Here is a 13,025-nt window from a genome sequence, read left to right on the forward strand (position 1 = left end):
TACATTTATCCTAAATTGCTCATTTATAGTTTAGCTACTTTAGGAACTAAATTCTCAAAATTGTTGTTAAAATTTCATAGGGTATTATAAAGTGAGCAAATATCTCACTAATTATTCTAGAGCCGATAGTACCACCTAAAGCAGAGAATATAATTATTAAACCTGCCATTGCACTTTGAAGATTTTCTGGTTGGCTACTAAGAACACTTGAGCATAATGTTGGGTATATTGGAGCTATAAAAAAACCAATCATAGGAAAAAGTAATGCTATAACCATAGCAATCAGTGTATCAGTTTCTTTAGGATCAATTAATTTAGATAACTGTAATGTAAATATAATAAGCATAGCACAGCAAATAAGACCTATAAGAATAATTTTTTTCAATCGATTTTTTTCATTATAAAACCAAAAGTAATTCGACCCGCAGCGATACTTAAAGTAAAAACACTAGCCATAAATACGTTTGTTGAGGCTGATAAATGAAGCACTCTAGTATTAAATGTTGGTAGCCATGATTGAACACCTTGTTCAATAAATACATAAAAAAAGACACTAATAATAAAAAGTATAACAATTGGTAATTTTATAAGTTTTAGCATACTAAAAGTATCAGATATAAAACTACTATTTTTTTCTTGAGCTTTTACGGTTGATTCATCTAATTTTGTAAATAATAAAAGTATAAAAGCAACAATAGCTAAGCCTGCTAATAACCAATAAGTATTTAGCCAATCACCATAATGTATAAATATACTAAATATAAAAAAACATAGTACTAGGCCTATTTGAAATACACCTTCTAGCAAACTCATAAGACTAGCATGCATTTTTGAGTCATTGGTAATTAAACCAACAGTTGAATACACAGAGACTTTGATTAATGCAAAAGCTACACCAATTAATATGAATAGTATTTTAGTAACTAAAAAACTATTTAAAGTAGCCATTGTAATACAGCCTATAGTAATTATTGCAAGTCCTGTAAGCATTGCATTTTTATAGCCAAATCTTGGGATAAATGAGCATATAACAAATGAGACAATAGCAATAGTTAGATCTTTACATGCTTCAAGAATACTAGCTTGAACTTCAGTTACTTGGTAATGGTTAACTGATTGTAGAATAACTATACCAACACTATTTAGCAAAATAGCGCAAACAAAAAAAGTTAAGAAAAGAGATAATTTTAACTGTAAATTTGGCATCCTAGATTATATTTAAAAATTACTATGTTAAATTAAGAATATATTGCCACGATGATATGATCAAACTATTTTAATGATGTCAGGAAAAAATATGAGTTTATTAAGTTTTAATATAGATGTTAAATCTTCGATTGATATAAATTGTGATACTAGTAAGGTTAGAGATTTCGTTGGAGATTCTAATAACTGGAAAGAATTCTCTCCTTGGATTATACTTGATGAGCAAGCAAAAAATAAAATATCTGGAAATGGTAGAGATGTTGGTAGTATTCTGTCATGGCAAGGAAAGTATATTGGTGAAGGAGAAATTGAAGTTACAGAAAAAAATGATAACGCAATTTTTTATAAACTTAGATTTCTAAAACCTTTTAAATCAAAAGCAAAAACATGGTTTAGCTTTGAAAGTTCTGGAAGTAACACTAAAGTTACTTGGCATATGAAATCATCAATGCCAATATTTTTAATTTTCTTTAAACAGACTTTTATAAGCATGATTTCTAGTGACTATGATAGAGGGCTTATAATGCTTAAATCTTTTCTCGAAAAAGGCAGTGTCGATAGTAAAATGGAAGATTTGGGTATTGGAGAAACTAAAAAACAAAGTTTTATTGGAATAAAAATAAATAGTTGCAAGCTTAGTGATTTACCAGAAAAGATGTCAGAAATTTTTGATAAATTAAAAGAATTAGTAAATCAAGAGAATATTTCTAATCCTAGGTTTTATACTATATACCATCATATGGATATCAAGACTATGAGTTTTGGCTTTACAACTGCAGTAAGTTTTGAAAATTGTGATAAAGTTAATATTGTAGGTGATATGTATAAAGGTATTTGTCCTGAGGTTAAAACTTTAAAAGTAAGACATACAGGAGATTGGGAATTTTTAGGAAATGCTTGGAAGTATGGTATGGTTAGATGCTTTGGTAAGCATACTAAATATAAATATAATAAAAGAAGCCCAAGTTTTGAAGTTTATGAAAGTATGGATAGCCCAAAGATTACAGATGTTTATATTAGTGTGAAATAGTTTGTTTACAATTTATTTTTTGTTCCTAATTTAGTTATACTAAATCGTGGTTCGGGTAGAGGAGTTTAAATGGAAATTTACAAATATTGTATAGGAATCATGTCAGGAACATCTTTAGATGGTATTGATGTGGCATTATGTAAAATTAGGGGTCATGGGCTAGATACAGATATTAAGCTAGTTAGTTATAAAACATATCCATATTCAGTTAATTTATTTAATGATATTAAGAGATCTCTAGATTTATCAAGAAGTAATGCTCAACTTTTATGTAGTCTTAATTTTAAGCTTGGTTCAGAATATGCAAATGCAGTAAAAGATCTGGTAAGGAATGTGGATCTTAGTCTAAAAGATATAGAGTTTATAGCTAATCATGGACAGACAATTTATCACCAGGCAATGCGTGAAGATGGTTTTATTAAATCTTCATTACAATTAGGGGACGCTGCAACAATTGCTTATGAATGCCAAACAACAGTAATATCAAACTTTCGTGCAGGAGATATTGCTGCAGGTGGTGATGGTGCTCCATTAGTTCCATATGTGGATTATATTTTATATAGAGATAAAAATAAGTCACGAGCTTTACATAATATAGGCGGAATTGCTAATACAACAATTATCCCTAAAAATGCAAGTATAGAAGATGTTTTTGCTTTTGATACAGGACCAGGAAATATGATGATAAATAGAGCGGTAGAAGTTCTATTTGATAAAAATTATGATGAAGATGGTAATATTGCTGCAGAAGGTAAAATTATTGTAGATATGTTACAAGAGCTTTTAGAGCATCCATACCTTAAGTCAGAGCCACCAAAATCTACAGGTAGAGAGTCATTTGGAATTGAGTATACAGATCTTATTATTGATAAATACAAAGAAAATTCAGCTAAGGATATAGTGCATACATTGACTATATTTACTGCTGAAAGTATATCTAAAGCATATGATAATTTTGTTTTTGATAAACATAAGTTAGATCAAGTAATTTTTACAGGTGGAGGAGCCTATAATAAGTTTTTGATAAAAACTATAAGTGCTCTGCTTGATACTCAAGTTTTAACATTTGAAGATATTGGTCAAAATAGTGATGCAAAAGAAGCTATTACATTTGCTGTATTAGGGAATGAAACTCTTAATAAGAATTATAATAATATACCGACAGCAACAGGAGCAAATAATAAAGTTATACTTGGACAAGTAAATTTATTTTAACTAGGGAAAAGGAAAAATACATGAAAATAGTAGAAGTTAAGCACCCTATGGTTCAACACAAGTTAGGACTTATGAGAGCTACAGGAGTAAGTACACAAGAGTTTAGAAGATTGACTAAGGAAATTACAAGCCTTCTAACTTATGAAGTGACATCAAGTTTTGAGCTAGAAAAAATACAGATATTAGGCTGGCAAGGTAATAATATTGAAGTAGAGCAAATAAAGGGTAAAAAATTAACAGTAGTTCCTATTTTACGAGCAGGTATTGGTATGATGGATGGTGTTTTTGAGCATATTCCTGCTGCTAAAGTAAGTATGGTTGGTATATATAGAAATGAAGAGACAGCTCAACCGATACCATATTTTGCTAAGCTTTGTGACAAGCTTGATGAGAGGTTAGCGCTTATTGTAGATCCTATGCTAGCAACAGGTGGTTCAATGATAGAGACAGTTTCATTATTAAAAAAATCAGGTTCAAAAAATATTAAGATTATAACTTTAGTATCTGCCCCTGAAGGAGTAAAAGCACTGGAGCAAGCTCATCCTGATGTAGAATTATATACAGCATCAATAGATAGTCATTTAAATGAGAAGAAATATATTATTCCAGGTCTTGGAGATGCTGGAGATAAAATATTTGGGACTAAGTAAAATCAATAATTGAGTGTTTCTATTAGATATAAGTTTTTTAAAAAAAATATAATTGAGATAAAAAATAATAGAAAGTTAAGAATTTAGCTATAAGCTACGCCTTTGACACCATCAACTCAAGTCCAACCTTGATAAGAGTCTGATCATACCCTCCTATTTGGGACACTTAGGTATTAAGAAAAGGAGACAAGATGAGATATACAAAAGAGTTTAAAGATGAAGCTGTTAAATTATGTTTACAACCAGATGCAAATAGACGATAAATAGCAGATAATTTAGGGGTTAAATATAAAACCATTTGCAGTTGGATATCCAAAGCCATGTCAAACCCTCAGAAAGAAATAAAGATAGATTATAAAACGCAGTACCAGCAACTATCTTTTGAAAATACTGATTTGAAGAAAAAACTCAAACAGGCAGAAACAGAGCGTGAAATACTAAAAAAGGCACAGCTTACTTTGCAAAGCAAAATCTGTAAGGTACGCCTTTATTAAGGAGCATTATAAAGTTATGCCAGTAACAACACTATGTAAATCTTTGAATGTGAGCACATCTTCATATTACAGATGGATTCATAAACCTATAGGTAAAAGGCAATATAATGATGCTGAACTAGATGATGCTATTTTAATGAACATAAATCTAGATATGGAAGTGTTAGGATATACAAAGAGCTTAAAGATATGGGTTGGAAAGTTACTCAACCTAGAGTATCTAAACGTATGAAATTACTTGGTTTACATGCTAAAGCGGCTCGTAAGCATAAGAAAACTACAGATTCTAACCACAACAAACATGTTTATGATAATTTATTAGAACAAAACTTCACTGCTTTATCTGTAAATCATAGGTGGGTTACAGATATAACTTATGTACCTACACAAGAGGGGTGGCTGTATCTTTGTGTGATTATAGATTTATTCTCAAGATCAGTTATTGGTTGGGCAATGGATTCTAGGATGAAAGCGGATTTAGTTTGTAATGCTTTAAATATGGCATTATTTAGAAGAAATTTTCCTAGTGGTGTGATTATACACTCTGATAAAGGGTCACAGTACTGTAGCAAACAATATCAAGACATTATTAAAGAACACTGGCTACTATCAAGTATGAGCTCTAAAGGATGCTGTTACGATAATGCTGCTTGTGAAAGTTTCTTTGGAACTTTAAAAGTAGAGTTAGTACATGATGAAAGCTATAAAACTAGAGAAGAAGCTAAACTATCAATATTTGAATATATTGAAGCTTACTATAATACAAAAAGGAGACATTCTACAATAAATTATATGACTCCATATCAATTTGAATATATAATGGAAAATGAAGTAGTAAACTGTCCCAAATTGACGGGGTAGATCACTTGGCTTATAGGCTGCTATTTGACACCATCCTGAAGCAGGCCAACCTTTACATTCATAGGTTTTACCATTATCAGTTACAGTAGTTCCTGCAACATAAAATGATAGATTATTAGTAGACCAAGCTTCGGTAGCATTAGCTATTGAAAAAGATCCTATGCCTATTAAAGCACATACCATGGTTGGTGTTAACTTTAGCTTATTTCTCATGAGTTATCTCCTTATAAATTTACTAAAAATGTAAGATGCTTTGTTTTACATCTTAATTATATGACCATAAAAAAATAATTAGCAATCAAAAAAGACTAGAACTGTAGTTTATTATGGTTTCACTAAATTAAACTTTTGTTATTTATTATTGAAGGTTAATTTTGTCTTTAGTGGTCTTAATAATAGCTTAAAGTTACAGTTGTGAATATATGCAAAATTTAATAGTACTTATTAGATTTTGATAAATAATTATGGATTGGCTTATAGGTGTTATAATCTTTATTTATATTATATTTTTAACTATATTAAATGCATAAAAAAATTTTTTTATTATCTTTACCATTAATATTTTCTAACTTAGTTTTGCCAATGATTGGTATTGTCAATACTGCTCTTATTGGCCATCTTAATAATAGTAGTTATTTGGCAGCTATAGGTTTAGGAGTTTCTGTATTAAGTATTATTTGTTTATTATTTTCTTTTTTTAGAATGAGTATGACAGGTTTAATAGCACAGAATATTAATGATGTTGAAAAAATGTTTTGTATTGTTTTAAGAGCAATAATTGTTGCTGGCGTAATAGCTATAATTATTTTTGTGATAAAGTCTATTATTTTAGATTTAGTATTAAATCTAATCAATATTGATAATGATGTCAAAGATCTACTTATTAGTTTTTATAATATAGCTATATATGTTTTTGGTTTTGCATTATTAAATTTTATTTTTATAGGTTTCTTTATAGGTGTTGGTAAGACAAAAATAGTTTTATATAGTTCATTAATTCTGATGATTTTAGCAACTGCATCTAGCATGTTTTTGGTGATTTTTATGAAGTATAATGTCATAGGTGTAGCAATTTCTTTAGTATTTGGATATTGTTTCACAACTATTTTCTTATTTATAAATATGTATAAGTTTTTCTTAAATAAAGGAGTATTAATTAAGTCGTTTTTGTATAGATTTAATTTTTTTGCAATTGATCAATATCTACCTTTTTTGAAGCTTAATATTAATATTTTTATACGCTCTTTATGTTTACTACTGTCGATGAATTCCTTTTATATATTTTCAGTAAAGTATGGTAACGATGTTTTGGCAGCTAATACTATTTTAATAGAAGTAAGCCTATTTATAGCAATGTTTCTTGATGCATTGGCAAATACTACAGAATCATTAGTTGCACAAGCTTATATTAAAAATGATCAAAAAGTATTTAAAGAGGTTGTTAACAAAACATTGTTACAAAGTTTGATATTAACTTTTATTTTAATTCTTATTTATGCTTGTTTTAAAGATTATATAATTAACATATTTACATCTTTAATTGATGTGAAAGTTCAAGTAAACAAATATATTTTGTTTTCCATATTAATTCCACTTGTTGCTAGTTTTAGCTTTTGGATAGACGGAGTTTTTGTTGGTTTATTAAAAACTATTGCTATGAGAAATGCTATGATTCTAGCAGCTTTAGTTTATGTTTGCTTTGTATTTTTACTTCAGCCTTTTGAAAATTATGGCTTATGGATAGCTTTGATATTATTCTATATAGCAAGGACTATGTTTTTGATACCCCCATTAAAAAAATACTTAAATAAAGGGATTTAATATATGCCTCATATAGTATTAGAAATACCTAAAAGTTTTAACATTGAGTTAGCTAAGCAAACAGTAGAGGTTTCACAGCAATATTTAATTGAAGGTTTAGCAACAAGTTTAGAATCATTTTAAAATCGTGTTTATTATTATGAGTGCTGTAGTGTTGCAGGAAATAATAAAAAAGAACTTATTCACATTCAAATAAAAGTTTTAGCAGGGCGTAAGCAAGAGCATTTAAATACTTTATTTATAGATCTGAGAAATAAAACTGTAGATAATTTAATAAAAGTATTAATATGGATAAATATGTTATTACCCTTGATGAATAGCGATTTCGATATTGATGAATAGCGATTTCGATATTGCGTAAAAAATGCTGAAAAATCCAAATTTCAGATAATCAAAAAATGACAAAACTCATATGCTCACAAAAATACACTTATCATAGTTATTTGATACTAAAATAAAGTTATTCTTAACCAATTCCATATTCCAGACGAATTAATCCCTGTAGTGCTAAATAATTCGTTTTCTTTTTGCCAGATGTTCATGGTGATTCATAAAATCTTTTGAGCTCAATCCAATTACAGTACCTGTGAGTAGTAGTTGCGAACCACACAATATGCATTCTAAAGGATCAACAGTAAAAGATTTTTTGTACAGCTCAGCCCATTTGGTTTTAGTGGTAGCTTTAGGATCTTGCTTAAATATCTGATATATCTTCGGCAACAATTTACCTCTAACACAGTTTGCGAGAAAGCCGAAGTATCTGATGAGTCTAAATCCTTTGGGAGGTATATGCTGAGTAAATCTATCTAAGAAATCATTCATATCTAGAGTTTCATTTTTGAATTTAGATATTTTGTGATCTAAATATCTAAATGTAACTTCTTTACCATCATAATGCTTTAAGCGAGACATTGATATAGGTGGTCTTCGGATATATCTACCAAGATATGCTATTGTGTTTTTTGGATTATTTGTAGGCTCTGCAAAATGTATAACCCACTGTTTATTAAACTGTTCGTCAATTTCAGTTTGTGTAAGATGCTCTCTGAGTAAGTTTAAAACTCTATATCGCCACATAGGCATAATCACCTTTTTTACAAACCTAATTTTCTTCCAAACATTTTTATCATTAATACCGCCCATAGTTACTGACATGTGTAGATGAGTATTCCAATTAAGAGCTCTACCAAAAGTATGGATAGCCATAAACATCCCAATACGAATACCTTTTTGTTTCTTGGCAATTTCATTGAAAATATCGCCAGCTATCTTTGGAAGTTTGTTAAGAAGTTTCCAATCTTTGAATAATGGCCATAAAGTATCAGGCATTGTTAGAGTTATATGTTGCCAGTCACAATTAGGCAAAGTTTCTAATTGCTCATTAATCCAATCGTTGGTTGGTTTAACTCCACATGTTTGACAATATCTACATGAGCAACTATGAGTGACATTCTTGGAGTGTAAGCATTTGGGGTTAGAGCAGCTGTAGTGATGAAAACCTCTGGCACGGATGCCACAGCTAAGCATCTTAACTATTGTCTCAACTACCTCAGTTCTGATGATATCTTTATATGTTTGATAATAATCCCACCAAGCATTTTTATACTGCAGTAGCTCTTGGATTTTAGTTGGTGTTCTAATTGGTCAAATATAAATCAAACGAAGTTGATTTATATTGTATCAAAAAACCCTAGTTTGGTTAAGATTTAAGTTACCAACGCAGTTGGTTACCTTGAGATAATTGAGCTTTCATTAACTTATGCTGGTTAACTATTTGATTATCTATATTATTCTTACTAATATATATGAAAACTTCTAAAAAGATCACCAAATGAAAGAATATAAAAGACTTCTATTTTCGACTTTAGGAGCAGCTTTTGAGTATTATGATTTGGCAATATACTCAGTATTTGCTGTGAGTATTGGCAGTAAGTTTTTTGATGAAAGTAATTCTATCAGTAATACTTTATTAGTTTTTCTTGTCTATATAGTTGGTTATATTGTTCGGCCTTTTGGAGCTTGGATATTTGGTTATATTGCAGATAAAAAGGGAAGGGCATTTATATTACGTTTAAATATGTTTTTGTTATTTTTTTCAACAATTATATTAGCATTTCTACCAACAATTAAAAGTATTGGAGTATCAGCAACTATATTATTTGTATCGCTTCGTTGTATACAAGCATTAGCAATGGGTGCCGAAATACCAGTCTCAGTTGTTTATATTGTTGAAAACTATCCTAAGAGGCAAGGTTTTGTAACCAGTATGGTATTTTGTTGTCTTAGCTTAGGAATTATGATGACATCATTAGTTTTATTTCTATTAGACCATTTTACTAGTGAAAGTTTTATTCAAAATTATGGTTGGAGAATCGGCTACTTTATAGGTGCATGCTTTACATTTATTTTATTTTTTTTAAGAAAAAATATTGTTGATTTACCTCAAGTTAAAGAAGCTATAGCTAAGGATCAGGCTAAAACTTCTTCGAAAGTATTAATTATTAAAATAATGATAGGGATAGCTCTTGTTGCATCTATAGCTATGCTTTTTACACAGTTATATTTATTCTTACCATCATTCCATAAAATGTATATAGTCTCTAAATTTGATCTATCAGATTTGCTTTTAACAGGGTCTATAATAATGGCAATAAGCTGTTTAATTGGAGGCTTTATTAGTGATTATGTATCTAAGACTAGAATGTTGGCTTTTTTGATTATAATATCAATGGTTGTAACGCCTGTTTTCTATAAAAATATGATTGAAGGAAAAGACTTTTTTGCTTGTTTTATTATATTATCGATAGTTATGGGTTTTTTTGCTTCAACATACAACGTAATAATAACTAACTTCTTTAGACTAGAGTATAGATGTAGAGGCTATGGGATATCCTATAATTTAGGATATTTAATATTTTCAGCTGGAGCACCTGCACTAACAATATCGCTAATCTCAGCTACTAATAGTTTATTAGTTCCTATATACCTAATAATTGCAGCAGGAACAGTTTCACTAGTAGGTATTGGAGGTGCTAATTATTTTATGAGAAGGGCTTAAATATCATTGAAGAAGGGTCTGATTTAAATTGGTTGTAAAGCTCAATTATATATCTATCAGTCATTGATGATATGTAATCACATATAATTCTAGCTCCACCTTGAACATTATGCGTATTATAAAATATTGCGCCAATGTCATCAGGAAGAAGATTTTCATTTGTATCTGAATTAATTAAAATATCAAAGATTTCAGAGATAATTTCCCTACCTCTATATCTTAAGACATTAAGCTTTGGGGACTTAATGATTTTAAATAGAATATATTTCTTTAGGACTTCAACTTGTTTTCTAATTTCACTGTTTAGATAAACTTTAGAGATAATAGGAGCATTTTGATTTATATCAAATTCAATATTTTGAATACAGTTATTGACTAATTTTGATGTTAATTTTGTACGCAAAAGACTATTGTTAGCTATGTTTTTAGAAATTTTATAAATATCTCTACAGTTGGCGTTAAAATCTATATAGTCTGAGAAAATATTCATTAAGATGTTTTTGATTTCATCTTTGGCAATTTTTAGATCTTTAGGTATTGCATTAAAAATTTTCTCAAGAAGTATATCATCAATACTAGCCATGGACAGAGGATTTATAAATCCACCTTTAAGCGCGTCTTCAACATCATAAGTTGAATAAGCAATATCATCAGCGACATCCATGATATAGCATTCTATAGTCTTAAAGTTTTCTATAGTTGTAACACTATAAGGTTCAAGGAGTTTTTGCTTGATATCTTCAACTAGTTTTGACTCTTCATTGTAGTAGCCTTTTGTAAGCTTACCTAAATCACTGATTGGGGGAATGAGTTGATCATATTTTATAGTTGCTGCAAGGGTTCTATAAGTAAGATTAAGGCCAAAGCTTTGTTTTTGGTCAACATCTTTTTTCGCAGTATGAGATATTAGACGTAGTGTTTGGGCATTGCTTTCAAAACCACCAAAGTTACGCATTTTTTTATTTAGTGCAACTTCGCCATTATGTCCAAAAGGAGGGTGACCAATATCATGACAAAGAGCAGCTGTTTCTATAAGATCATAATCAAGATTAAGATTATTTTCAGCATTTAATTTTACTGCGATAGATTTTGCTATTTGAGCTACCTCTAAAGAGTGAGTAAGTCTATTTCTAAAAAAGTCATTTTCAAAACTTGGAAATATTTGAGTTTTTGCCTGTAGCCTTCTAAATGATGAGGAATGCACAACTCTGGCATAGTCTCTTCTAAAAGGTGAAAAATTTTCTTTTTTAGAAATATTATTATTTTGTCTTAGGTAGTCATTTTCATTATAAAGATTGATAGTCATATAAGATCTAATAAATTACTGTGCTTATATACTTACATATTAGATTAAATAGTTATAGATTCAAAGAGGGTAAATTCTAATTTTTTTATCATTTTTGCATTAAGTTTATAATGTCCCCAGAAAAAGCTACTGATTTTAGAAAGATTTTTATTCCTAGATGTTAAACTTAACTAGATAAATTAGGAAATGGATAAATGAGTAAAAAAAGAGTAACGTATACAGCTGATTTTAAAGCTAAAGTAATTATAGAATTGCTAGAAGGCAATATGACAGTTAATGAGATAGCAAGTAAGTATGATTTACTTCCTAAAAACGTGCACAATTGGAAGCAGCAATTTTTATCTAATGCTTGCTTAGCATTTGATAAAAGCTCTGTTGTTAAGGAGTATAAGCAGGAAATAGATGAGCTTAGAAAAGATAAAGATGCAACAAGTAAAGAACTAGTCGAGGTAATAGTAGAGAGGGATTTTTTAATGGGAAAGCTAAAAAGCTTGGTATCATCAAATGATAGAGTAAACTCTGTAGATACTAAGCTAGAATTATCTTTAAATAATCAGCTTAAACTATTATCTGTATCTAAGAGTGTGTACTATTATACACCAATATCAAAATTTAGTAGTAATGATGATATTAAACTATTAAATGCAATAGATTTGATACATACTAAACATCCATATTATGGTACGAGAAGGCTAGTAAAGTTGCTAAATAGATTAGGATTTCTAGTTGGAAGGAAGCTAATCAAAAGTGCTATGGAATTAATGGGTATTAAGGCATTGTATCCTAAAAAAAAGACAACTGTCATTAATAAGCAACACAAGAAATATCCATACTTACTTAATGTATTTAAAAATGAGACGAATCAGGTTGTTATAGATAAAGCTAATAAGGTATGGAGTGCTGATATCACGTATATTAGACTAGAATGTGGGTATGCATATTTAGTAGCCATAATAGATTGGCATAGCAAGAAAACACTAGCTTGTAAGATTTCTAATACTATGGATACACATCTAACAACTAGTGTGTTAAAAGAAGCGTTATTTAAATATGGTAAACCTGATATCTTTAACTCTGATCAAGGAACTCAATATACAGCAAAAGAGCATATTAAAATATTATCTGATAATAAAATAAATAAATCTATGGATGCTAAAGGAAGATCTATAGATAATATTGCAATTGAGAGATTTTGGAGAACACTGAAATATGAAAATGTTTATCCGGCATCATATATAACTATGAAAGAGGCTAAAGTAGGTATCAAAAAATATATTGATATTTACAACAATGAAAGACTACATTCTAGTATTGGATATATGACTCCTGATGAAGTATATTCTGGTATTTTAGATGCTGCATAAAAGCAAGGAATAAAAATATT

General features: G+C 29.4%; 13 protein-coding genes. 9 read left to right on the top strand and 4 right to left on the bottom strand.

Annotated features, from left to right (window positions below; all coding sequences use genetic code 11):
• Positions 1-46: 46 nt before the first annotated feature.
• Positions 47-346, bottom strand: coding sequence for a transporter (locus tag CDV26_RS13060; RefSeq protein ID WP_245806524.1), 300 nt, complete (start codon positions 344-346; stop codon positions 47-49).
• Positions 347-381: 35 nt separating this feature from the next.
• A complete protein-coding gene (locus CDV26_RS05605; protein WP_245806525.1) occupies positions 382-1,206 on the bottom strand; it encodes an MFS transporter in 825 nt (274 codons plus the stop codon).
• 91 nt (positions 1,207-1,297) lie between these two features.
• Between CDV26_RS05605 and CDV26_RS05610 the strand changes: the two genes are divergently transcribed.
• From CDV26_RS05610 to CDV26_RS05635, 7 genes are all read left to right on the top strand, one after another.
• The gene (locus tag CDV26_RS05610; RefSeq protein ID WP_157671482.1) at positions 1,298-2,236 is read left to right on the top strand and encodes an SRPBCC family protein; all 939 of its coding nucleotides are present in this window, start codon (positions 1,298-1,300) and stop codon (positions 2,234-2,236) included.
• A gap of 69 nt (positions 2,237-2,305) precedes the next feature.
• Positions 2,306-3,451 carry an anhydro-N-acetylmuramic acid kinase AnmK gene (anmK, locus tag CDV26_RS05615; protein ID WP_088772445.1) on the top strand — a complete coding sequence of 382 codons (1,146 nt, stop codon included), beginning with the start codon at positions 2,306-2,308 and terminating at the stop codon, positions 3,449-3,451.
• Between the two features lie 20 nt (positions 3,452-3,471).
• Positions 3,472-4,101: a uracil phosphoribosyltransferase gene (gene upp, locus CDV26_RS05620; protein ID WP_088772446.1), complete on the top strand. Its 630-nt coding sequence runs from the start codon at positions 3,472-3,474 to the stop codon at positions 4,099-4,101.
• A gap of 320 nt (positions 4,102-4,421) precedes the next feature.
• Positions 4,422-4,595: a hypothetical protein gene (locus CDV26_RS12085; RefSeq protein ID WP_157671462.1), complete on the top strand. Its 174-nt coding sequence runs from the start codon at positions 4,422-4,424 to the stop codon at positions 4,593-4,595.
• Positions 4,596-4,611: 16 nt separating this feature from the next.
• Positions 4,612-4,827: a hypothetical protein gene (locus CDV26_RS05625; RefSeq protein ID WP_088771820.1), complete on the top strand. Its 216-nt coding sequence runs from the start codon at positions 4,612-4,614 to the stop codon at positions 4,825-4,827.
• Complete coding sequence (locus tag CDV26_RS05630; protein WP_088772110.1) at positions 4,785-5,456, top strand: IS3 family transposase; 672 nt, start codon at positions 4,785-4,787, stop codon at positions 5,454-5,456. Before CDV26_RS05625 ends, CDV26_RS05630 begins: the two co-directional genes overlap by 43 nt.
• 522 nt (positions 5,457-5,978) lie before the next feature.
• Complete coding sequence (locus CDV26_RS05635; protein WP_088772447.1) at positions 5,979-7,277, top strand: MATE family efflux transporter; 1,299 nt, start codon at positions 5,979-5,981, stop codon at positions 7,275-7,277.
• 507 nt (positions 7,278-7,784) lie between these two features.
• On the opposite strand, the gene CDV26_RS05640 is transcribed toward CDV26_RS05635, so the two are convergent.
• Complete coding sequence (locus CDV26_RS05640) at positions 7,785-8,918, bottom strand: IS91 family transposase (RefSeq protein ID WP_157671630.1); 1,134 nt, start codon at positions 8,916-8,918, stop codon at positions 7,785-7,787.
• Positions 8,919-9,108: 190 nt separating this feature from the next.
• Between CDV26_RS05640 and CDV26_RS05645 the strand changes: the two genes are divergently transcribed.
• Entirely contained in the window at positions 9,109-10,335 is a 1,227-nt protein-coding gene (locus CDV26_RS05645) for an MFS transporter (protein ID WP_088772448.1), read from the top strand.
• On the opposite strand, the gene dgt is transcribed toward CDV26_RS05645, so the two are convergent.
• Complete coding sequence (gene dgt, locus CDV26_RS05650; protein ID WP_088772449.1) at positions 10,319-11,641, bottom strand: dGTP triphosphohydrolase; 1,323 nt, start codon at positions 11,639-11,641, stop codon at positions 10,319-10,321. The genes CDV26_RS05645 and dgt overlap by 17 nt on opposite strands.
• A gap of 194 nt (positions 11,642-11,835) precedes the next feature.
• On the opposite strand from dgt, the gene CDV26_RS05655 reads away from it, so the two are divergent.
• Positions 11,836-13,005: an IS3 family transposase gene (locus tag CDV26_RS05655; protein WP_088772450.1), complete on the top strand. Its 1,170-nt coding sequence runs from the start codon at positions 11,836-11,838 to the stop codon at positions 13,003-13,005.
• Positions 13,006-13,025 lie beyond the last annotated feature (20 nt).

This window comes from Francisella halioticida (assembly GCF_002211785.1).
Classification (GTDB): Bacteria; Pseudomonadota; Gammaproteobacteria; order Francisellales; family Francisellaceae; genus Francisella; species Francisella halioticida.

Bases quoted from the DNA above. Each gene is read 5' to 3' on its own strand.
- CDV26_RS13060 (WP_245806524.1), bottom strand. From the start codon at position 346: ATGCTTATTATATTTACATTACAGTTATCTAAATTAATTGATCCTAAA.
- CDV26_RS05605 (WP_245806525.1), bottom strand. From the start codon at position 1,206: ATGCCAAATTTACAGTTAAAATTATCTCTTTTCTTAACTTTTTTTGTT.
- CDV26_RS05610 (WP_157671482.1), top strand. From the start codon at position 1,298: ATGAGTTTATTAAGTTTTAATATAGATGTTAAATCTTCGATTGATATA.
- anmK (WP_088772445.1), top strand. From the start codon at position 2,306: ATGGAAATTTACAAATATTGTATAGGAATCATGTCAGGAACATCTTTA.
- upp (WP_088772446.1), top strand. From the start codon at position 3,472: ATGAAAATAGTAGAAGTTAAGCACCCTATGGTTCAACACAAGTTAGGA.
- CDV26_RS12085 (WP_157671462.1), top strand. From the start codon at position 4,422: ATGTCAAACCCTCAGAAAGAAATAAAGATAGATTATAAAACGCAGTAC.
- CDV26_RS05625 (WP_088771820.1), top strand. From the start codon at position 4,612: ATGCCAGTAACAACACTATGTAAATCTTTGAATGTGAGCACATCTTCA.
- CDV26_RS05630 (WP_088772110.1), top strand. From the start codon at position 4,785: ATGGGTTGGAAAGTTACTCAACCTAGAGTATCTAAACGTATGAAATTA.
- CDV26_RS05635 (WP_088772447.1), top strand. From the start codon at position 5,979: ATGCATAAAAAAATTTTTTTATTATCTTTACCATTAATATTTTCTAAC.
- CDV26_RS05645 (WP_088772448.1), top strand. From the start codon at position 9,109: ATGAAAGAATATAAAAGACTTCTATTTTCGACTTTAGGAGCAGCTTTT.
- dgt (WP_088772449.1), bottom strand. From the start codon at position 11,641: ATGACTATCAATCTTTATAATGAAAATGACTACCTAAGACAAAATAAT.
- CDV26_RS05655 (WP_088772450.1), top strand. From the start codon at position 11,836: ATGAGTAAAAAAAGAGTAACGTATACAGCTGATTTTAAAGCTAAAGTA.